Origin of the sequence: Dendronalium phyllosphericum CENA369, from assembly GCF_016056275.1 — a bacterium.
Taxonomy (GTDB): Bacteria; Cyanobacteriota; Cyanobacteriia; order Cyanobacteriales; family Nostocaceae; genus Dendronalium; species Dendronalium phyllosphericum.
Map to the genome: position 1 here is coordinate 88813 of NZ_JAECZA010000002.1, position 23008 is coordinate 111820.

General features: G+C 41.6%; 19 protein-coding genes. 9 read left to right on the plus strand and 10 right to left on the minus strand.

Annotation, left to right across the window (positions count from 1 at the left end; genetic code table 11):
- Positions 1-15: 15 nt before the first annotated feature.
- From I8752_RS01375 to I8752_RS01405, 7 genes are all read right to left on the minus strand, one after another.
- Complete coding sequence (locus I8752_RS01375) at positions 16-1383, minus strand: NAD(P)/FAD-dependent oxidoreductase (RefSeq protein WP_214430532.1); 1368 nt, start codon at positions 1381-1383, stop codon at positions 16-18.
- An 89-nt stretch (positions 1384-1472) separates the two neighbouring features.
- Complete coding sequence (locus I8752_RS01380; protein ID WP_214430533.1) at positions 1473-1712, minus strand: hypothetical protein; 240 nt, start codon at positions 1710-1712, stop codon at positions 1473-1475.
- Positions 1713-1748: 36 nt separating this feature from the next.
- Positions 1749-2450: a cytochrome c oxidase subunit 3 gene (locus tag I8752_RS01385; RefSeq protein ID WP_214430534.1), complete on the minus strand. Its 702-nt coding sequence runs from the start codon at positions 2448-2450 to the stop codon at positions 1749-1751.
- A 104-nt stretch (positions 2451-2554) separates the two neighbouring features.
- Positions 2555-4225, minus strand: a complete 1671-nt coding sequence (ctaD, locus tag I8752_RS01390) for a cytochrome c oxidase subunit I (RefSeq protein ID WP_214430535.1) — start codon at positions 4223-4225, stop codon at positions 2555-2557.
- A complete protein-coding gene (locus I8752_RS01395; protein ID WP_214430536.1) occupies positions 4215-5141 on the minus strand; it encodes a cytochrome c oxidase subunit II in 927 nt (308 codons plus the stop codon). The genes ctaD and I8752_RS01395 overlap by 11 nt, the downstream gene beginning before the upstream one ends.
- 24 nt (positions 5142-5165) lie before the next feature.
- Positions 5166-5771 carry a DUF2231 domain-containing protein gene (locus tag I8752_RS01400; protein ID WP_214430537.1) on the minus strand — a complete coding sequence of 202 codons (606 nt, stop codon included), beginning with the start codon at positions 5769-5771 and terminating at the stop codon, positions 5166-5168.
- Positions 5768-6262, minus strand: a complete 495-nt coding sequence (locus tag I8752_RS01405) for a DUF2231 domain-containing protein (RefSeq protein WP_214430538.1) — start codon at positions 6260-6262, stop codon at positions 5768-5770. Before I8752_RS01405 ends, I8752_RS01400 begins: the two co-directional genes overlap by 4 nt.
- A gap of 919 nt (positions 6263-7181) precedes the next feature.
- On the opposite strand from I8752_RS01405, the gene I8752_RS01410 reads away from it, so the two are divergent.
- The 5 genes from I8752_RS01410 to I8752_RS01430 all read left to right on the plus strand — a co-directional run bounded on the left by I8752_RS01410 (position 7182) and on the right by I8752_RS01430 (position 14281).
- Complete coding sequence (locus I8752_RS01410) at positions 7182-7994, plus strand: SDR family oxidoreductase (RefSeq protein ID WP_214430539.1); 813 nt, start codon at positions 7182-7184, stop codon at positions 7992-7994.
- Complete coding sequence (locus tag I8752_RS01415) at positions 7994-10114, plus strand: amylo-alpha-1,6-glucosidase (protein WP_214430540.1); 2121 nt, start codon at positions 7994-7996, stop codon at positions 10112-10114. Before I8752_RS01410 ends, I8752_RS01415 begins: the two co-directional genes overlap by 1 nt.
- Before the next feature lie 15 nt (positions 10115-10129).
- A complete protein-coding gene (locus tag I8752_RS01420; RefSeq protein ID WP_214430541.1) occupies positions 10130-11056 on the plus strand; it encodes a cation diffusion facilitator family transporter in 927 nt (308 codons plus the stop codon).
- 75 nt (positions 11057-11131) lie between these two features.
- Positions 11132-13525 (plus strand): glycoside hydrolase family 15 protein, encoded by a 2394-nt coding sequence (locus I8752_RS01425; RefSeq protein ID WP_214430542.1) that lies wholly within the window; start codon positions 11132-11134, stop codon positions 13523-13525.
- A gap of 138 nt (positions 13526-13663) precedes the next feature.
- Positions 13664-14281, plus strand: coding sequence for a DUF4232 domain-containing protein (locus I8752_RS01430; RefSeq protein ID WP_214430543.1), 618 nt, complete (start codon positions 13664-13666; stop codon positions 14279-14281).
- 781 nt (positions 14282-15062) lie between these two features.
- Here I8752_RS01430 and I8752_RS01435 read toward each other — a convergent pair.
- Entirely contained in the window at positions 15063-15779 is a 717-nt protein-coding gene (locus tag I8752_RS01435; RefSeq protein ID WP_214430544.1) for an ROK family protein, read from the minus strand.
- 165 nt (positions 15780-15944) lie between these two features.
- On the opposite strand from I8752_RS01435, the gene I8752_RS01440 reads away from it, so the two are divergent.
- The 3 genes from I8752_RS01440 to I8752_RS01450 all read left to right on the plus strand — a co-directional run bounded on the left by I8752_RS01440 (position 15945) and on the right by I8752_RS01450 (position 18035).
- The gene (locus tag I8752_RS01440) at positions 15945-16136 is read left to right on the plus strand and encodes a hypothetical protein (protein WP_214430545.1); all 192 of its coding nucleotides are present in this window, start codon (positions 15945-15947) and stop codon (positions 16134-16136) included.
- Positions 16137-16355, plus strand: a complete 219-nt coding sequence (locus tag I8752_RS01445; protein ID WP_214430546.1) for a hypothetical protein — start codon at positions 16137-16139, stop codon at positions 16353-16355.
- Positions 16356-16745: 390 nt separating this feature from the next.
- Positions 16746-18035 (plus strand): glycosyltransferase family 4 protein, encoded by a 1290-nt coding sequence (locus I8752_RS01450; RefSeq protein WP_214430547.1) that lies wholly within the window; start codon positions 16746-16748, stop codon positions 18033-18035.
- 228 nt (positions 18036-18263) lie between these two features.
- Here I8752_RS01450 and I8752_RS01455 read toward each other — a convergent pair whose 3' ends face one another.
- On the minus strand, positions 18264-19586 hold the full coding sequence (locus I8752_RS01455; RefSeq protein WP_214430548.1) for a PPC domain-containing protein: 1323 nt from the start codon (positions 19584-19586) through the stop codon (positions 18264-18266).
- A 406-nt stretch (positions 19587-19992) separates the two neighbouring features.
- On the opposite strand from I8752_RS01455, the gene I8752_RS01460 reads away from it, so the two are divergent.
- Entirely contained in the window at positions 19993-21996 is a 2004-nt protein-coding gene (locus I8752_RS01460) for a serine/threonine-protein kinase (protein ID WP_214430549.1), read from the plus strand.
- A gap of 31 nt (positions 21997-22027) precedes the next feature.
- Here the strand turns inward: I8752_RS01460 and I8752_RS01465 are convergent, their stop codons facing one another.
- Positions 22028-22897, minus strand: a complete 870-nt coding sequence (locus I8752_RS01465) for a helix-turn-helix transcriptional regulator (RefSeq protein WP_214430550.1) — start codon at positions 22895-22897, stop codon at positions 22028-22030.
- Between the last annotated feature and the right edge of the window lie 111 nt (positions 22898-23008).

The following is a 23008-nucleotide window of genomic DNA, read 5'->3' on the forward strand; positions in this document are numbered from 1 at the left end:
CCTAATTCCTCTTCTCTATTCTTTTTTCTCCTCGTCTCCCAACATTCGCAATAATTTTCTCGCCACTAAAACACCAACCACTCCTGCACCAACTATTTCCACTGCTTGCACGACTTTTTTACCTACATCTTGCGGGTCGATGTGTTGGTGAAAAATCTCTTCATCTACCCATTCAGTTGTGGCTTTAAAATCATGAATTGGCGTTGGTAATAGAGTTAAATAAGTGCCCTGACGGATTAAATGTGCGGGTTCGCCTGCAACTTCAAAAACATTAAATAAGTTAGCAGCAGCATCATTTATTCCCAATTTCAAAAGCGTTCCTCGGATATTAACTTTAACAGGTTTGAGTTCTTCTCCGAAAGCGATCGCTTTCAAATTCCTCGCAATATTAGCTCCTTGTTGATAAGCTACTTGGGCTGTAGGTGGTAGTGAATAATCCCGAACTGCCGCACAATCACCGCCAGCAAAAACTTCTGGAAAGTCGAGCAATTGCATGGTGGGAGTGACTAAGGGACGGTTATGCCGATCCCGATGTTCTTTAGGAATCGGTAACTCTTGAATCAGGGGATGGATGGAAGTACCAGCTGCCCAGATTGTGGTGTATGTTGGCAATGTTTGAACTTGACCGTTGCTCTGATATTCAATTGCGTTGGAGCGGACAGCAGTAGCTTCTGCTCCCGTAATGATTTCAATTGGTACAGTGCGTTTTTGTAATTCTTTTTCGGCAGTTGGACGTAGTGGATCGTTAATATCGCCATCAAGAATGTTTTGACCGTGATTGAGTAAAATCACCCGGATTTCACTAAAATCGCCTCCCAAAGCACCATACCACTCTGGAAGAAAATCCCCTAGAGTGGCTGCCATTTCTACGCCGGAAGCACCACCACCAACTACAACTACTGTTAATAGTTTGCGGCGTTGTTCTATATCTTCCGTTTGGATTGCTTTTTGCAAACAATCGCGTAAATGACGATCGAGCGCGATCGCATCTGCTTGCGTCCAGAATGGAAAGGCGTTTTCTTTGGCTCCCTCTACATGATGATATCCAGTGACGCTGCCTAAAGCTAATACTAAGTTGCTGTAATTGTAGGAGTTTCCTGAAGCTAAATTGACTGCCTTTTGATGCAGGTCTATTGACTGCACCGTATCTCGAACAAAAATCACACCGCTACCTTTAAGCAATTCCGAAAAACGCGGTACTACTTGGAAGGTATCCATCTCGCCATCAAAATACTCATAAAGCAACGGTTTAAAGCAAAAGCGCTCCTCTTTATCAATCAAAATAACAGAGCGAGGATAATGTTCGTGAGCTAGGTGTAATGCTGTAAATAACCCAGTAAAACCACCGCCGACAATCACTGTTTGATAAACTTGGCTGCTCATAAAATACTCTCCAAGGATTAAATTGCTAAACATTTCAATTCATATTTTTTATCCTGCCAATCAGCAGAAAATAAATAATAAATGATTGGCTATACAAGTAAAAAGAAAGCAATAATAACGGCGCTGAGAACAATAGCAAATATAATTGCGTATTCAACTCTGCGGCTAAAAAATCCTACAGCAGCAATTAGAGCGATCGCTAATCCAAAAATGCCGATATACTGTTCTTTTTGGAGACTATGTGCAATCAGCGGGTCTTGGTTTGTACCAGGAGGTGGAGTTTCTTGAACTGTTCTTTGGGATGGTAATTCTTGTGCTAGTAACTTCATACCTTTCCTCCTAAAAGTGATTAAAATTGAATATGTTTATGCTTTCCACAGATAGAGAAGTGAGAACAAAAAGACCCAAATTACATCAACAAAGTGCCAAAATAGAGTTGTCGCACTTGCACCAAAGTGACCTTTATTATAGTTACTGGGAATGAAGGAGCGGACAAGCATAATTATTTGCAGAATAACACCAGTAAGAACGTGCAGACCGTGGAAGCCTGTTAGTAAATAGAATGTAGAACCAACTAGCCCTGTAGTGAGCTTGAAATCGAGGTTTTTCCATTCGATTAACACATTAATTAGGAAGTAGGTTCCCATGGCGATCGTTATCAGCCACAGCCAGCGAAATTTATTTAGCCTGCCCCGCTTGAGAGCATTTTCTGCTGGTTGAATAACAAAGCTACTGGAAAGCAGCACCACTGTGCTAATAATTACAGCACGAGACAATTCTGGCCCCGACACACCAGGTGGTAGCCAATCTTTTGAGTGCGTAGTTCGCAGCGCAATATATATCAAAATAAAACTCAAAAAAATTAAGCTTTCAGAGAGCAAGAACACCGTAAACCCAAACATTCCTTTGCCATGATGGTCTTCATGACTACCACCACCACTTGGCAAAAAGCGTTGTAACCAATTTGGTAAACGTCGTCGCCACCGCTCAAAACGAATGGGACTTTCATCTATATGAATGGAGCCACTTTGTTGGATGTTACGAAGTTGAAATATGCGACGTTGCATGATTTTGGAAAGAAGCGATTAATCGCATCTGTACAAGAGTTCGCAGTAGAGACGCGATGAATCGCGTCTGTAGTTTTCCCAATACCCAATCCCTAGCGTCCTGACTAGTCATCGTCAGTAGGTTCCACTACTGAGTATTTGGGATCGCCGTAGTCGTAGGGAGGTCTTTTGACAATTGGAATCACCTCAAAGTTTTCTGGCGGGGGGGGTGAGGAGGTTGTCCATTCTAAACCGGTGGCGTGCCAAGGGTTATCAACCGCTCTTGGGCCGTATAACCACGAACCCACAATGTTAGCAATAAAGGGTAGCGTAGATACCCCTAGTAAAAATGCCCCCAGGCTAGCGATAACATTCCATCCTTGATACTGTGGGTCGTAGGAGGAAATTCGGCGCACCATGCCCTGTATGCCAAGTGGGTGCATAGGGAAAAAGGTGAGGTTAGCACCAATAAAGGTTAACCAGAAATGCAGCTTGCCCCAACCTTCAGCGTACATTCTTCCAGTGATTTTGGGAAACCAGAAGTAAATGGCTGCGAAGATTGCCATTGTGATGGTATTGAAAACAATGTAGTGGAAATGACCCACTACAAAGTAGGTGTTGTGAACGTGAATATCAAATGGCACTGCTGCAAGCATCACACCAGTCACACCACCGAAAATAAACATCGCTGCACCTCCCATCGCAAACAGCATGGGTGTCTCTAAGTGCAGCTTGCTTTTCCAAACTGTAGCAGTCCAACCAAATGCTTTTACCCCAGTAGGTACAGCAACTAACATCGAAGTAACCATAAAAGTCATTCGCATCCAGCTAGGGGTAGCACTGGTGAACATGTGATGCACCCAAACAAAGATGCTCACTAAAGCAATGCCTAAAGAAGCAATTGCTAATGACCGGTAGCCAAACAAGGGATTGCGAGAAAAAGCAGGTAGAACCTCCGCAAAAATCCCGAAGGCTGGCAGCGCCATGATGTAAACTGCTGGATGAGAGTAAAACCAAAATAGGTGTTGATAAAGAATTGGATCGCCACCCTCTTGAGGTTTAAAGAAGTTTGTCCCGAAAGCGAGGTCAAATAAAAGCAGTAGCAATGCAGCTGTTAAAGAAGGCAAATTAATTAGCTGCAACAACTGGGCGCTGAGAACTGACCAAACAAACACAGGCATCCGAAAAAATGTCATTCCTGGGGCGCGCATCCAAAAAATGGTAGTGACAAAGTTGATGGCTCCCATGATTGAAGAAATACCTATCAGCAGCAAACTCACAATCCACAGGAATTCACCGTTAATAGGTTGATTGGGCGGAATTTGCAAACTAATTGGTGGATAAGACCACCAACCAGACTGCGCGGTTCCATTGGGTAGCAAGAAGCTAGATAATAACAAAATACTCGCTGGTGGAATCATCCAAAAAGAGATGGCATTCAGCAGAGGAAATGCCATATCCCGCGCTCCAATCATCAGCGGTACTAAGTAGTTAGAAATACCAGCGTTGAACGGGATAATCCATAAGAAAATCATGATTGTCCCGTGCATGGTAAATAAGCCGTTGTACAAAGGACGGTCAACGACATTCAATTCCGGGGTGAGTAATTCGGCACGAATAATCATTGCCAACAGCCCACCGATGAGAAAGAAAATGAAGGTTGTCAGTATGTATTGAACGCCAATCACCTTATGATCGGTGCTGAAGCTAAAGTATGACCGCCAGTTATTTAGATTTTTGTGAGAGTTTTCCGAATGGCTAGCCCCAGTCATATTTTCAGGAGAATCATGTGTCATTATTCACTTTCCTTTCACCAGCAACAACGGAAGATCGAGCTGGTGTGACAGTGTACCAACTAGTTTTAAAAAATGTCTTTGGTGGTTGGGTATACTCTGCAACTGCTTGATTTGTGCTTGGAGTTGGTTCGCCAGCAGCAGTCTGGGTAAGCCATTGGTTATATGCTTGTTGAGATTCAACGTATACATTCGTTTCCATCAAAGCAAAGTAAGTACCGCTGAATAGAGAATCTTTTAAATGGTATTTGCCTGGATGAATAGGCGTTAGTACGAGATCGATATTGCGTTCCGGGACAATATACTGCTGCAAGCGGAATTCTGGGACGTAAAAACTGTGGAGTACGTCTTTGGCGTGCATATTTAAACGAGTAGAAACGTTTACGGGTAGGTGTAATTCGTGGCTGGTGACATTATTTGGATAGCGAAAAGACCAATCCCACTGCTTTACAAAGACTTCAATAGTTTCAGATGCGGGTTTAGGAACATCGCTGATTTCTGCGGCATAGACTTTTTCAGTCTCTAGAGGCAGATGCAAATGTACAATTTGCTGTAAACCTAAGATATTTAACTGCTGATAAATATTGAAACCTTGGAAAGCAATCCACAACACTAGTATAGTTGGGGTTGCTGTCCACAGTATTTCTAGCCTCACATCACCTCTAGAGGGGTGTCCTTCGCTGTAGTCTTTTGGAGATGCTCGGAAAAAAAGTACCGAATACACCATCATGCCAACAAGCCCAAGGAAGATGAACGCTCCTACTGAGACTAAAAAGCTAAATAAATAATCTACCTTTTGTGCTTCTGCTGTAGCTTCAGGAGGCATCCAAGAATAGGACAACTGCCCAATCCAGTGACTGACAACGAGCAACACTGCTATATAAGCAGCTATTACTAAATATTCCAAAAATCTAAACATAAAATTCGAGAAATTCTCGTTTAATTATTTGAGCAGTATATTTTGGTTTGCGCCTTCTCGGATTAACTCAGCCGCCGTAACGTGAATCCCGAACTCCTCACCCAGGTGCGCCCCTAAAGTTCCGTGGGCATACAAAATACCTAATATGGCAACACCTGCTAATAAGTAGCTCCACTGCACTTGTCTTGAGGTATCCTTGCGCCAGCGATAGCGTTGCAAACCTCTCCATACAGTCATGGCAACAAAGATCCCCAGCAGTAAAATACCACCTATACCATGTAAAAGCATTGTCCAACCAGGACTCAATCCCCAATCGCTCTTTTGATTAACTGCTGGGTTTGCTAGTAGTAGCTCGAAAAAACCAAATGCAACGGTGAAAAAGGTGACAGCGGTTGCTCCTACTAGATTGTACCAGCCAACATCAAAGAAGCTAGAACGAATGGCAGGAAGGGCCAGAAATTTGAAGATAGGTCGTTCTATAGGAAAAAGCGTTCCTGCTATGTCGAATAAGATGGCAATGATGAATAAACCTAACGTTAAATGCACCAACTGCGGATGCATAGGAATTTCGTAAGGTAGTCCGTTTGCACCCAGCCGCAATCTCAATTGGTCGATTAGTTGCGAGTTCATCGTGAGACTCCTTGCTTCATAGCTTCAACTACAGGTTCAACATGCAACCCGTATACCCAAAAGAGTTTGCTTCCCAGATATTCTTGCAAGAACACTAAACAAATCAAAAATGTTGCTACACCAAGGTAAGCAGGTGATATCTTCAAAGGATTGCGGTTGCGAATCACAAAACGCCAAGCTGTAATAGCAACAACAAGCGCCCCTAGCGACCAACCCAGAACTGTATGAAAATTTAGGGTTGGTTGGGCTGCTAGAGAGGCTTGGGCTAAACCTGCTTCAAACTGACCAAAGATAATCGCTAGGAAAATGGCTACCGAAGCGACAAACATATTCCAAAAACTTACTTCTAACAAACGCGTATTACGGGTAAAATAGCCAACTAGATCGCAGAAAAATGAAAAAAACACCATCGCAATCACAAAGTGGACGATGATGGGGTGCATAGGGTCGGGGTATGGCAGATTTTGGCTATTGAGAGGCAGAGCAGACATTGCTTTTTCCTGATGGTATCAAAAGGCTATGAAGGCTTCTTTTAGTCAAAATAAGATTAAGCGTTAAGTTTTTTATGTATCTTTTTACAAATGCTAGTAGAATAACAATACTTTAAAAGTATCTATTTTTAAATAAATTTTTTCTAAAAAATAGAAGAAAACACACTGTCCTAGGTATGATTTATCTAAAATTAAATAAATATTAGTAAACTTGACTATATCTATTATTGTAAAACTCACTATGAAAAGTCGATAAATAGAGTTTAAAACAATTTTTATCAAAACAAAATTTAAGATTCAGGAGGAAAATGGTTAGGGAAGTTTCCTCTGTAAAACTGCTGTCCGGAATTTAATTTTAAATTCCTCATCCAATCTATGATTTTTAGCCTGCTACTAGCAAAAATTTTGCGGTAAGGTTTCTTTTGGCAGAAAACTCATGAATACATTTGTGGTTTTGAATATCCCTTGCTCTTATTTTTACTTCTGAAGTCTGCTTCAATCTCTTAATTTTTGAGCACAAAAATTAATTTTTTTATTAATAAAACGATATAAAAAAATTAATTTTCATCAAATCTATATTTTTATGGAAATACAAAGTGCTACTGACTACTTAAAATAAAAATATCATCAAATAATGAAATAAAAATGAAATTTTTTTCAATCTTTAGTTAGATATGTTTATTACCCCAACAGCTAGAAGCGATCGCCGCTGCCAACCTCTACAGTAATGCCAGAATTCACATAAACTGCTGTAATATTTTAAGTATGTTAAAAGTATAATTTAGTATAGTAATGTCAGAATCAGTTGGGCAAGCAGCTCTATAATCAATTAGGCTGTGCGATCGCTTATCCCACCTAAATTTTACTGTCAGTTTTTCGATATTAATTATACTTAAGCCCTACAATCTAAATAAACACTATGAGCTATTCTCCTTACCTCCTCAAAGGTCAAAAAGCACTTGTAACAGGTGCTAGTTCTGGCATTGGTGAAGCTATAGCTCGCTATTTAGCTTCTTCAGGTGCAGCAGTAGTTGTCAACTATCATTCTGAAGGTGAATCAGCCGAAAAAATTGTCGATGATATCAAGGCTGCAAAAGGAGAAGCATTTGCTTTTCAAGCGGATGTCAGCAAAGAAGACCAAGTAAAAGCCATGTTTAGCAAGATGTTCCAGGAATTTGGTACTATTGATATTTTGGTAAACAACGCAGGTTTGCAAAAAGATTCACCTCTTGTAGATATGAGCCTCGACCAATGGAATGCAGTCATTGGGATCAATCTCACCGGACAATTCTTGTGCGCGCGGGAAGCTGCAAAAGAATTCTTGCGTCGAGGTGTGAAACCTGATATTTCTTGTGCGGCAGGTAAAATTATTTGCATGAGTTCAGTGCATGAGGTGATTCCTTGGGCGGGTCATGTTAATTATGCTGCTAGCAAAGGCGGTATTAATATGATGATGCGAAGTATTGCCCAAGAACTTGCTCCCCACAAAATTCGCGTTAATAGTATTGCCCCTGGTGCAATTAAAACCCCCATCAATACATCAGCTTGGGATACTCCAGAGGCAGAGGCAAAGTTACTACAACTGATTCCAGCAAAACGAGTTGGTGATGTGGAAGATATTGCTAAAGCAGCAGTTTGGTTGGCTTCTGATGACTCAGATTATGTCAACGGGGCAACAATTTTTGTAGACGGTGGCATGACTTTGTATCCAGGGTTTGCGGGGAATGGTTGATGCCAACAAAAGTTATTGTCAATTCTGGTTTAATTACGATTAACGATGGTTCTTCATTTTTAGTTACAGCTAGTGATGGTTCCATCGATGACAATCAAGCTCAAGGTTTTTTTGTCCGCGATACGCGCTTAATTTCTTACTATGAGATTTCTCTGAATCGTTACCCACTTTCGTTGCTAGCTTCTAGTAACATCACACATCATAGTGCGCTTTACCAATTTACTAACCCGCAATTGACCACTGTCAAAGGCATTTTACCTGATGGTAGTTTGCTTGTAACTATTCGGCGTGACATTGTTGGGGGAATGCACGAAGATATCGATATTACAAACTATCATTTAGAACCAGTTGAGTTTCAACTGATGCTGGCGATTCGTTCGGATTTTGCGGATATTTTTGAAGTAAAAGCCAAGAACATTGTGACGCGGGGAGAGACAGCAACAATATGGAAAGATGGCATACTTTCGACTGAATACCGAAATGGTTCTTTTCTACGAGGTATTGAAACTGAAACAGTCTGCACGATTTCAACAGCAAGGTATGCTAATGGTCGGCTAATGTTTGATGTAGCGATCGCTCCTAACGAAACATGGCATACCTGTATCAACTTTACAGCCAAAGCCAACGGACATGTTCTCAAACCTCAACAAACTTGCACTGTGTCTCACAGCACAAAAGCCGGAAATATTAGGGACGAATTTCTGACTCATGCGACAAAGTTGCGATCGTCTAATGCTGAAATTCAAGGATTTTATCAGCAGGCGCTAATCGATATGGGGGCGCTGCGGATTGAAGTAAATGACAACGGCCAGCAATTTTGGATGCCTGCGGCTGGTATTCCTTGGTTTGTAGCTGTCTTTGGACGAGATGCAATTATTGCCAGCTTGCAAACGATGGCAGTTTATCACGATTTTGCTCGCGGTACGCTGATCAGACTAGCTCAACTACAAGCAACCGAGATAGACGACTGGCGCGATGCCCAACCAGGCAAGATGCTGCACGAACTGCGCCAAGACGAGCTAACTAAAATCAAGCAATTGCCTTACTATCCTTACTATGGCACGGTAGATACAACCATTCTTTGGATTGTGACTTTAGCTGAAACTTATTCTTGGAACGCCGACAGCAGTATGCTGGATGAATGTCGAGCGCCATTAGAGAAAGCACTAACCTGGATTGATAAATACGGCGACTTTGATGGAGACGGGTTTGTAGAATATTTAACTCGTTCGTCCAAAGGATTAGACAATCAAGGCTGGAAAGATTCGGGTGACTCAATGGTTTATCCGAATGGCCAGTTAGTCGAACCGCCAATAGCTTTATGTGAGGTACAAGGGTACGTCTACGATGCTTGGCTAAAAGCAGCTTTAATTTATGATGTCTGGGGAGAAAAAGAGCGATCGCAAAAGCTCAGGCAAAAAGCCGAAGCACTTTATCAACGATTCAACGATTCCTTCTGGATGGAATCAGCAGGCTTTTACTGTCTTGGTTTAGATAAAAACAAACAGCAAATTCAATCGATTGCTTCCAATCCCGGACATCTTCTCTGGTCTGGTATTGTACCCCAAGAACGAGCGCAAAAGCTGGTAGAGCGACTTTTCCAACCAGATATGTGGTGTGGTTGGGGTGTGCGGACTCTTAGCGCCCAAAATCCAGCTTATAACCCAATTAGTTATCAACGGGGAAGTGTTTGGCCGCACGACAACTCCATTATTGCCGCCGGATTAAAAAAATACGGCTACCACGCAGAAGCTAACCGCATCGCTGAAGGTATTTTTGCTGCTGCTAGTTATTTTCAAGCTGGGCGGATGCCAGAATTGTTTGCTGGTATTGAACGCCAAGATAACAACTTTCCCGTACCTTACCCAGATGCTAATATTCCCCAAGCTTGGGCTGCTGGTTCGATTCTTTTACTCATGCGTACCATTTTGGGACTCGAAGCTGATGCACCACAGCGACATTTAAAAGTACAGCCCTCACTTCCAGAGTGTTTGCCAGATTTAGAATTGACAAATCTGAGTGTGGGAGATGCTACAGTTGCATTGCGCTTTTGGCGGGAAGGAAAACAAACTCTCTGGGAAATTACCGATAAAATAGGCGAATTGCAAGTTTCTGGATAGCTAATATTTACATTCATGGCAACTGATTCATCCAAAAAAACAATCTTTGCGGCGATGGGGGCTAACTTAGCGATCGCAGTTACTAAATTTATCGCCGCCGCCATTACTGGCAGTTCTGCCATGATATCTGAGGGGATTCATTCAATTGTAGATACTGGCGACCAATTGTTATTGCTGCTGGGAATTCGCATGAGCCAAAGACCAGCAGATGATAGCCATCCCTTTGGTTACGGTCAAGAACTTTACTTCTGGACTTTAATCGTTGCTATCTTGATTTTTGCCATTGGTGGTGGCATGTCAATTTATGAGGGAATTATTCATTTAATTAACCCCAGTCCTTTAGAAAACCCAATGTGGAATTACATTGTTTTGGGTATAGCAATAATACTCGAAGGTTTTTCTTGGACTGTAGCTTTAAGAGAGTTTTTACCAACCAAAGGAAAGCAAAAATTTTGGCCAGCAATCAAAAACAGTAAAGACCCGACAGTATTCACCGTGTTATTTGAAGATACTGCGGCTATTTTAGGTTTACTCGTCGCCTTCCTCGGAATCTTTTTAGGACATTTATTTAACAATGTTTATTTTGATGGTATTGCCTCAATTCTGATTGGTGTTATTTTGGCTGTCGTTGCAGTATTGTTAGCTAGGGAAAGTAAAGGATTATTAGTTGGTGAAAGTGCCAATCCTCAAACTATAGCCAATATTCGTTATTTATCAAAAACAGAACCAAGAGTGCAAGAAGTTATCCGCGTGCTCACAATGCAGCTTGCTCCTCAAGAAGTATTACTCAACTTAGAAATTCAATTTTCTAAAAATCTTACAGGTGAAGAAATAGCATTAACTGTAGAAAGTTTAGAAGCAAAAATTCGCCAACAACATCCGGAAATCAAACAAATTTTTATTGAAGCTAAATCTTTAGCCGCCACTCACAAATTTCCTTAATCAATTCTTAATTAAGCTAAATATCAACTACACGATTATCAAAAAGCACTCAAAGGCGATCGCTACAATCAAACTATGGTAAAAATTCTTGGTCAAGGACAGGCTTTTGGCTCACCCGGTATTACTCCTCGGTGGACTCATGCTAGTAAAGATGGAGTCGGAACAGCCTACTCTACCTCAAGTCGCGTTTGGTTTACTATCTGGAACGGGATTGTCACAGAAGTCTACTATCCGACAGTAGACAAACCTCAAATTCGGGATTTACAGTATCTAATTTCTGATGGGAAAAGCTTTTTTCACGAAGAGCAACGCCTCGAATCCAAAATGGAATTTATGTGGACTCATGGGTTAGGATACCGCATCACTAATTCCGACCCCCAAGGACGTTATGCTGTAATTAAAGAAGTAATTGCCGATCCGCATTTGTCCTGTATTTTACAACACACAAAATTAACAGGAGAGGACGAGTTTATTTCCCAACTCCAACTATACGCTTTGTGTGCGCCGCATTTAAATGTTGGAGGTGAAGGTAATAATGGTTACGCTGTAGAAGTTAGCGGATATCATATCCTAGCAGCCGAAAAAGAAGGAACATGGCTGGCGTTAGGTGCAACAGTTCCCTTTAGCCGTCTTTCCTGTGGTTACGTCGGTAAAAGTGATGGTTGGACTGATTTAGCTGACAATTTCCAAATGGATTGGGAGTTTGACAGTGCTTTGAATGGCAATGTGGCCTTGACTGGAAAACTAGATTTAGATGATAGTAATGAGTTCACTTTAGGGCTGGCATTTGGCACAAACTTGCACAATGCAATTTCTACACTCTTTCAGTCGCTCAACGTTCCTTTTCAACAGCAGAAGCAACACTATATCGAACAGTGGAAGCGATCGCGCCACGGCATCCACTCGTTAGAAGATGTTTCTTACGATGAAGGCAAGTTATATCACAACAGCATTAGTCTGCTTTTGGCCCATGAAGACAAAGCTTATCCAGGTGCTTTAATTGCATCCCTTGCCATTCCTTGGGGTGAAGCCAAGGACGACCAAGACGAAGGAGGATATCACCTTGTCTGGACGCGGGATCTGGTTAGCAGTGTTGCAGGTTTGGTCGCTGCTGGTGAAACTGATACAGCAATGCGATCGCTGATTTACCTAGCGACTAGCCAACAGGAAGACGGGGGTTTTGCCCAAAATTTTTGGGTTGATGGCGAACCTTACTGGAAAGGTATCCAGCTTGATGAGGTAGCGTTTCCCATTCTCCTAGCACGGCTATTGCATCAGAAAAATGCTTGCTCAAACTTCGATGTCTATCCAATGGTTCTACGGGCGGCGGGTTATTTAATCCGATACGGCCCTGTTACACATCAAGAACGCTGGGAAGAAAACAGCGGTTATTCACCATCAACACTGGCATCTAATATTGCCGCTCTCATTTGCGCTGCTCGATTTGCTTGCGAACGTGGGGATGAAGTAACAGCAAAGTTCATCCAAGAATACGCCGATTTTTTGGAATCTCACATTGAAGCTTGGACGGTTACTACCGAAGGAACCTTAGTTCCTGGCATTAAACAGCATTATATTCGGATTACTCCGGCGAAGATTGATAATCCCCACCCCAATGAAAATCCTAACCAAGGAACTATTTTCATTAGCAGTCAGTCACCTGGTAAACCAGCAGAATTTCCTGCAAAGGAAATTGTCGATGGCGGATTTCTGCAATTAGTGCGCTATGGAATTCGCAAACCTGATGACCCGATTATTGTTGATTCCGTCAAAGTAATCGATGCAGTTTTAAAAGTAGATACACCCGTTGGCCCTTGTTGGCATCGCTACAACCACGACGGCTACGGACAGCAAGAAGATGGCAGTCCTTATCTTAGTTGGGGCAAAGGACGTGCTTGGCCTCTCTTGGCTGGGGAACGAGGACATTACGAACTAGCTGCTGGTGGCGATGTCAAAACATATATTAAGGCGATGGAAGGATTTGCTTCACATACTTGTTTGCTGCCAGAGCAAGTTTGGGATGAAGCAGATAGGCCTGATGTCCACATGTATTTAGGAAAACCCACAGGTTCTGCAATGCCTTTGATGTGGGCGCACGCAGAGTATATTAAGCTGCTACGGTCAAATCATGACGGTCGGGTGTTCGATTTTATTCCAGAGGTGGCAAATCGCTATTTAGGTGAAAGACAAGAGTGTAAATCAATAGAAATTTGGAAGTTTAACCGACAGATAAGCCAAGTCAAAAAAGGTCAGACATTGCGAATTCACGCTTTAGCAGCTTTTGAATTGCATTGGTCAGATGATAATTGGCAAAGCGTAAAAGATACGCCTTCTATTTCCACAAAGTTAGGCATAAACTTTGTAGATATCTCTATTTCTGAAAAGCAGCAACAGTCCATCAGCTTTACTTTTTTCTGGATTGAAAGCAGTAAATGGGAAGGACGCAATTATATGGTTACAGTTTTGTAATTCGTGAGGCAGTCCGGTCTTGGGGTCTCCCCAAGTGGAGGAACTGCCGAACCCGAAGGGTAATTCGTAATTCGTAATTCGTAATTTGTAGTTAAGAATGTTGACCAGAAAATACACGAACAAAATCATCTCGCAAATATGCAACGCCAATTTTTCAGGTATAATGCGAAATCTTTTCCTAAATGTTACAGAGAGTTAGCTACTTCTAGCAGTATATTCCTGATTTTCACAGCCGCGATCGCTGGTTGTACAAATTCCTCGTTAGCTACGAAACAACAACCAGCAACTACACAACTTTTTAGCCCACAAACGCACCTCGCTTCTCAACCTCCACGTTGCCAAACTGCCCAATTATCGGTGAGTAAGGTGTCTACAAATGCTGGTGCGGGAAATGTCGCAGTTATTTATGCTTTTACGAATAAGGGATCGTCGCCCTGCAACCTCTATGGTTATCCGGGATTTGCGTTGCTAGACTCCAAAGATCGACCTCTAAAAGGTGTAAAAGTTATTCGTTCTCAAGGTACATATTTTTCAAAACAGCAGTCTCCAAGACAAGTAACTCTGGCCCCAAACGGCCAAGCTTCATTCGAGATTGCTTACAATCAAGTCAGAGATGTCGGTCAATCTTGTCCAACATCTGAAAAAATTCAGATTACACCTCCAAACGCCTACCATCACTTTACATTGCCCGAACAAATTAACCCTTGTACAGGTCAAGTCAGAGTTACTTCAGTACAACCAGGCATTATTCAATAATAGCGATCGCCCTAGATATTTTGTGAGAAATTTGGCTTTTAGTTTCAGTTTCTTTGCCTGACATTGATAAGCTAAAGCGCATTTTATTTTTAGAAATACTCATAGTGGTTGTTGACCGCTGACTATTGGCTGTCAACAGTCAACTTTAGTCTATGTGCAATTTCAAAGCGGAAGAGCTTATCCACAATTTATATCCTTCTAGAGGACGATAAGAAACTGTAGCAATATCGATACCATAAATTTTAAGTGCGGATTTCATCTTATCCAAATTCAACTTTCTCTGCTGCTAGCATTATTAATTAAAGAGTTGAATTTGGATAGATTTATTTTACTCTATCGCGTAAATATTATCTTTACAACAGTGTCAGATAAAGTCAGAGAACCGATCTAAAAGATGCTGAGTGGAATTAATTTTACTTTTTACTCAACAGTATTTGGGTAATTCTTAAAATCCCCCACTGTATTCGCTACTCGCAATACAGTAGACATAAAAGTGAAAATCAATTCTGCATTGCCCGAAACCCTTAGTAGGGGCGAACGGTCGTTCGCCCTGACAGCATTTCACCTCCCCTTCGGGGCGGGAGTGGGGAGTAGGGAGTAGGGAGTAGGGGAAGAAATTAGCCCCGAAAAAGGTTAAAGCCTCGCCCGCAAGTGGCGCGAAAAATCCTTGTATTGCACAAGATAGGTTGAAACCCCGCCCCGAAGGGGACGGCTTAGTTTCCCTACTCCCCAATCCCTACTCCCTACTCCCTTTTATCAGATGTCTAGTGGTAGGAGGATATCAACTTTCCCGATCGCGCCACAAAGCAATACCGCCTAATAAGCCAGTGACATTAGGAATAAGTTTCACATTTAAAGGTAGCTGGATATTTACCTTTACGGCTTCACCACCACCAATGTAAAGGTAATCATAGTTGAATAGCTTTTGCAAAGATGCGATCGCTTTTTCTAAACGCCTATTCCACCTTTTTTCACCAATTTTTTCTAACTCTGCACGCTTGAGTTGTTCCTCATAAGTCTCACCTTTACGAAATGGATGATGTCCCATTTCCATATTTGGCACTAATTTACCATCCACAAACAAAGCCGAACCAAATCCCGTACCCAAGGTAATTACTAGTTCTACACCCTTACCTGCGATCGCTCCAAATCCTTGCATATCTGCATCGTTAATTGCGCGTACAGGCTTTTTTAAACGGTTTGATAAGACTGTTTCTAAGTCAAACCCTATCCAATCTGGATGTAAGTTGACTGCTGTTTCTGTAACTCCGCAGCGCACAACACCAGGAAACCCCACTGAAACCCGATGAAACTCGCCTTGAGCTGCGGCTAAGACTGCAATTGCATTAATTACAACCTCTGGTTTAGCGGGTTGAGGTGTATCCACACGCGCTCTTTCCGTTAGAGGATTTCCTGTGATATCCAAAACCATAGCTTTGACACCACTACCGCCAATATCAACTGAGAGAGTGCGAATCGATCCATTTTCGTCAACCATTGAGCTTTTTCCTTTTAACTGTTCCTAACTTGGCTATTATGCTGCGATTGTTGCCTGGCTTCGCTTTGAGGAGAAAGGGAATTAAACAAAGTTCTTCCTCTTTTCACTTTCATTAATACATTTTTCTGGATAATTAAGCATAATCGCCCGATCGCACCTTCACCAATGTCTGCTTACCGAATTGCTGATTTGTTCGCTCAACGAGTAAAAGATATTGCGCCACTAACCCATGCCACAGAGTTAACTAAGATTATCGCTGTTAGCTTTGTCTGCGGTCTAGCCGATCCTAATCTCTTTCCTCACGCAGACTTAGCTGCTGCTAGTGAGGTTGCTACTGCGCTGAACAGCGTTGCATAATTGTGGGATGATTTTGGAATTTACATCAACCATAATCCCCGCTTCTCCGTGTCTCCGCGTCCCCGTGTCAGCCTCAATCATCCCCTTATTCAGCAACGCCCGCTGAACTACGGGCCAGCTGCACCGCTAGACGAGCAGACGATCTCTCGTTTGCAGGCTCAAGGCATTGCAGGCGATCGCATCTTCATTAAAGCAAATATGTTGCAGACAAAATCCTGACTAAATATGGCTACTTTAATTTGAAGTATTTCAGTATTTATTCTAGTAAAATCTAAAGTTTTTATGAATCAAAAAGTCAAAATTTAAAAAATTTTGCATACAATGCTACAATCTACACGACTTAATTTAAGTATTAATTAAAATAAGCTTTCTAGCTGATTGTTGTTAAGCTTAGAGGTTGAAGCCTATACCCAATAGACAATCTTTAAACTGTACAAACAAAATTGATGTTTTAATTTTTATATGCTTGATTTGTCAAGGCAAGAACGTAACGTTTGTATTTATCTTAACTTTGGTACAGGCGATCGCTACAGTAAATGGTAGTATCTATTGGGATTAAAAAAACACCTGACACTCTTAGACCGATTGCAAAAAATTTATAAATAGCTCATGCACATTCTGATTTATTCCTACAACTATCATCCGGAGCCGATTGGAATAGCACCCCTGATGACCGAACTGGCAGAAGGACTGGTAGAGCGAGGTCATCAAGTGCGGGTGATTACAGGGATGCCTAACTATCCTCAACGCGAAATCTATCCTGGGTATCAGGGTAAGTGGTATGTTACAGAACAAAAAAAAGGCGTGACTGTTCAGCGCAGTTATTTACGGATAAAATCCAAACCCAATCTGATAGATCGGATTCTCTTAGAGTTAAGTTTTATCGTTACTAGCTTACCGCAAGCTTTCAGAGGCAAACGGCCAGATGTAATTCTTTTAACAGTGCCGCCATTAATGGTTGCGTTGCCAGCAGCTTTATTAGGGAGATTATACAACTGCCCAGTAGTGCTAAATGTCCAAGATATTCTTCCAGAAGCAGCCGTGCGCGTCGGATTAATACGAAATAAATGGATGATTAAAGCTTGTGAAGCGCTAGAGAAATTTGCTTACCGAAATGCACAAAACATCAGCGTCATTGCTGATGGTTTTTTTAAGAATTTGGTCAGTAAGGGTGTACCTGCGAGGAAAATCGTTTGCATTCCTAATTGGGTAGATGTCAATTTTATTCGCCCCCTATCAAAACAGAAAAACTCTTGGAGAACTGCCCATCAACTTGATGGAAAATTTGTCGTAATGTACTCTGGCAACATCGCACTAACGCAAGGTTTAGAGACAGTAGTCGCCGCAGCTGCTCGCTTGCGTCATATAAAAGAAATTGCCTTTGTCATCGCTGGCGAATCAACCGCTTTAGCAAGATTGCAGGAATATTGTCACTCTTGTGAGGCTGATAACGTTTTGCTACTACCATTGCAGCCACGAGAACAGCTACCGCAAATGTTAGCAGCTGCCGATGTGGGTTTAATTGTGCAAAAGCGTAATGTAATTTCCTTTAATATGCCTTCCAAAATACCGCTTTTGCTAGCAAGCGGTCGTCCCATAGTAGGTTCAGTACCCGCTAATGGTACTGCTGCCAAAGCAATTAGAGAAAGTGGCGGCGGTGTAATTGTTGAGCCAGAATCACCAGAGGCACTGGCAGGAGCAGTACTAGACTTATATAATAATTCCGCCTTGACAGCACAGCTCGGTTACAAAGGAAGACAGTTTGCCCTAGAGCGCTATTCTTTTGAGCAAGCAATTGAGCAGTACGAAGCGCTATTCATAAATGCAGTTGCCAAAAGAACATTGATTATGGATAGCGCTCTAACATTAAATTCTAAAAAATCAGTTGTTGATATTTAAAAGAGACTGGGGATTAGAGATTGGGGTAACAGTTTATTTCTCCCCCTGCTCCCCTACGGTGTATACACAAGTATGGCCAGCATAGTTTCAATTCTAGTAGTTTTATAGGTGTGTTATGGACGCAAGTCCTAACGCACCGAACATGATTGATTGTGCGTTATCGCGTCAGCGTAACGCACCCTACCAAACTGCTCTCCTACTACCCCTGACTCAGAAATGGCTGCAATATCAAAAAATAGTCAATCGGTATGTGCCGCGTTCTCGTGGATTGTTGGATGTGACAATTACATAGTATGTGTCATCTTTAGGTAATTTGGCTCTGTCAATGAACGCACTATACACACCATCTTTTTCATTATCTACTGCGATTTTTTCTCCTTGAGAATTGAGTAAAACTATATAAGGCGAAAATTCTTCATTGACACTATCTACACGAATACTTACAAGCTGATTTTTTTTGCCTTCAAATTTAGATACATTGTATGGACTGCCATTTTGTTTGAGAGTTGAGCTTTGGGCAGTCAATCGATCTGATTCATCTAGGCTATAACTAGCTCTATCATTTCTTAAAGCCAAACTATAGCGACCTGTATCTCCAGGATTTTGGCTGGTAACTGCTATTGTGTAAGTACCTTTCATCGGTAGTCGAGCAAATATAAATGCGTCATCATTTGTTTGCGTACTGCTTCTTTTCAAGACCACGTTATTATTTGGATCGAGCAGAAACATGAAAGGACGTAAACTCAAGTTATTAGAGCGGCGTTGGTCGGCACTGCCAACTAGCCTGATTTGAATTAATTGGTTTTCTCTGCCTTCAAACTGGTAGAAGTGGAAATATCTGCCTTTAGATTTATAATCGCCTTTAGATAAAATACCAAAAGCAATATCTACAAAGTTAATCTGCTTAGCATTAGGTATTTGAGAAACAGGCGAACTTTCAGGATTTGGATTGCCATTTCTAGTCGGTAGAGTAACTGGCTTGCGACCTCCTGTAGGTTGGGGTATTGGTTTGGAATTAATTGGTCTAGATGGTCTGGGAGTAGAGTTATTTGGTGAAGGTTGAGGCGTGGGGTAAGAGTTCCTATTTCTAGAAGGTCTTGGAGTATTATTTTGTGACGGCTGAGGCGTTGGGTTGGAATTTCTAGGTGTAGATGGTGCGGGAGTCGAATTATCTGGTGAAGGCTGAGGCGTTGGGTTGGAATCTATCGGCGCAGATGGGGCGGGAGTAGAACCACCTTCTGGAGATTGAGGTGTTGGAGCGGTGTTTTCTGGTGAAGACGGTACGTTAGCAGGTATGGGCGAATCAATAGTTTGGTTGGGTTGGGGAGATACAGGCGGTTGAGAAGTAGGAATTTGGTCGATTCCTTGTTGTACCGCATCTGGTTCCCTTTCATCTGGTGTTTTAGCAAGTCTGAATTCTTCAGAGTACTTTGGGCTTTCTATCGCACTTATAGGCAGGATATAACTTGCTGCGATCGCCATACTACTCATGGAAAAAATTAAAGCTAATTTAAATCTGAATCGGTGTTTTTTGTTCCCTTGTTCTGCCATAATTTCACTCCTCATTTTTATCGGTATAGCTAGTTTTATTCCCTTAGAGAGATACTTGCATTTACTTACTAATGCTAAAGACCAGAAAAACAAGTTGGAATATATTAAATTAACTTCACTAAAACATCACAATATATGATATAAATTTTACAAGCCAACGTTACAGCATCTTCTCAGTCAGAGTTAAGTTCGTGGGTTCTTGAGAACATATAGTTTAAGTGTAGTAATACATATTAAACAACCAGGATATTAATAATAGCCTGAAAAAGCCAGATATTATTTAATTTTAAATTGTTTAGTTACATGTATATTATTTTTTTGATTAAAAATCACAATAATAACAATTTCATAGCAAAATTATACTTAAGCAATTAACATATACACAACCCGCACATGGATTCCCAGTATGCTCTGCTGTTTGAATCCCGATTGTCCCGAACCTCAAAATCCTGATGGCAATCTGCTTTGCCAGAGTTGCAACACACCATTAACACCGCTATTAAGGGGACATTATCGTGTCATCAAAGTCATATCTGATGAAGGTGGATTCGGCAGAACGTATCTATCTGAAGACGTAGATAAGTTGAATGAATGGTGTGTTGTCAAGCAATTTGCACCAAAAGTGAGAGAAAGTGCAGCTTTGAGAAAAGCAGTTGAGTTATTTCAAGAAGAAGCTCAAAAATTGCAATATTTAGGACAACACGACCAAATTCCTGCACTTTTAGCTTACTTTGAGCAAGATAATTACTTGTTTTTAGTACAGCAGTTTATTGATGGGCAAAATTTACTCCAAGAATTGCACTCAGGAATAAGATACAGCGAAAGCAAAATTTTAGAACTGTTGCTAGATTTATTGCCCGTCTTGAAATTTATCCACGATCGCGGCGTAATTCATCGAGATATTAAACCACAAAATATTATTCGTCGTCGCAGTGATGGGCGATTAGTACTAATTGATTTTGGTTCTGCAAAACAGCTGACGGTAAAAGTACACACTCAATTGGGAACGACCATCGGTTCGCATGGTTATACCCCTATCGAACAAATGCAGGATGGCAAAGCTTCCCCTGCAAGCGATCTCTTTAGTTTAGGTGTAACTTGCTTTCATTTATGGACTAGGGTTCGCCCATCGCAACTTTGGCTTAAACAAGGCTATAGTTGGGTTGATTCTTGGCAGCAATATTTACAGAATTCGGGTAAAAATAAAACAGCTCTCAGCATCAAGTTGATTGAAGTTTTGGACAAACTGTTAAAAATAGACATCCAAAAGCGTTATCAGTCGGTTGATGAAGTCATCCGGGACTTGAAACAGCCCTCATTATTACTAGAACCCCCAACCTTACAAACAGCGCCCCCAACCGTACTAACAGTTTCGCCAACAATTCATAAATTAGTTTCCTCAAAATTACTCAATAACAAACTCAAAAAAACTTTGTTGGTTAATGTTGCCATTGTGTTATTGGGATTAGTAGGAATTTCTTATTTGCAGTTTTTGCCACAACAAATTACTCAGTCTTCAGATTCTTCCCAAACTGTTACTCTTAAAGGACATTCCAGTGATGTGAATTCCGTCGCCTTTAGCCCTGACGGCAAAACCCTTGCCACTGGTAGTGATGATAAGACTGTTAAACTGTGGAATCTCGTAACTAAACAAGAAATCAACACCCTTAAAGGTCACTTTGAATGGGTTTGGACTGTTGCCTTCAGCCCAGATGGTAAGACGATTGCTAGTGGCAGTAAAGATAAGACAATTAAACTATGGAATCTGGCAACTGGCCAGGAAATCCGCACCTTAAAGGGACATACCGACGGTGTTACTACTGTCGCTTTTAGTCGAGATGGCAAGATTCTTGCTAGCGGCAGCTTGGATAAGACAATTAAACTGTGGGATTTAGCCACAGGCAAACAAATCCGTACCCTAGAAGGACATAGCCAAGCGGTTGCATCTGTCGCCTTTAGTCCAGATGGCAAGACCCTTGCGAGTGGTAGTTGGGACAAGACGATCAAACTGTGGAATTTAGCCACAGGCAAGCAAATCCGCACTCTAGAAGGTCATAGCAAATTAGTGCTTTCTGTCGCTTTTAGTCCAGACGGCAAGACTCTTGCTAGTGGCAGTAGAGATAAGACAATTAAATTGTGGAATTTGGAGACAGGAGAGACAATCCGCACTCTCAAGCAGCATTCTGAGAAAGTGAATTCTGTAGCCTTCAGTCCAAATGGCAAGATCCTTGCCAGTGGAAGTAATGACAACACTATCAAACTATGGAATCTGGCAACTGGGCAAGAAATTCGCACTTTGAAACAGGATTCTGGCTACATTTATTCCATAGCTTTCAGTCCCGATGGACAGACGATCGCTGGTGGTGGTAGTGCTGATAACATTATCAAAATTTGGCGGACACCTCAGTAAGCAGGGAAAGCGATTTAGATGACAGCAGATTTTAAGAAGATACATCTAAACCATAATTTTTATAAAGAGCTTTAATTTTATTTTGGATGAGGGCTTGGACATTTTCTGGTGCGACAATTACACAATCTGGTGCATATTGCATAACTTCCCGAATGAACCAAAAGGTATTAGAGACACTTCTGACAACTCGTTTGATACGTTGTGTGTCTGGTAGCCATTCATTGGTCTTGTCTTCTAGTTTGGCTTGATAAGCAAAACCTAAATTACCTAGTAAATGCATTTCTACGTCTAACTGTGCTAACCCAGTAGTACGCCACTCACCAGCAATAGGTAAAACAGCAGCGTCTTGAATACGGTCTAAACGCAAACTCCAATTATGCCGCAATTCTTCGACATCCAAATTACCTTCTGTCTCTTCACACCAGCAATCTAAGTATTGACGCTTTTCGTGGAGTGTAACTTTGGCATAGCGAACAGTAAAATTAAACACTCGTTGTGCCGCATCTTGATAACTAAGTTGAAACGCTTGCTGGCGTAGGATATAACGGTCAATTTCCAAACGCCACTGTGGGGCTAAATTCCCTAAGAAACTTTCGATTTCGGCACGTAGAGGCATCGGTATTTCGCTACGTTCCAGTAATAATTGTGCTATTATCTGCGCTTGCTCGTTTTGCCCATTGTCTGTTAATAGGCGCATTGCGCGGTCAAGGGCACGGATACGCCCTTCTGACCAGTCATGATTTTTACCAATAATTAACTGATGGCGAGCGATCGCTTCTATGAGTTTGGAGATATTCGGGCGATCGCCCCACATCATACCAAATTCCAGAGCTAAGTTTTCTAACTCAGCTTTATCGTGTTCTGATATCGACAGGGTAATAGATTGACCTTTTCGACTCATCAAAAGTGTCCGTGTACTTTGTACGCTTACTATCTTGCCAACTTCTATTTTGCGTGCCAATATAGGTTTTAACAACCAGTTACGGACACTATTTCAGGAAAGCAAAAAACT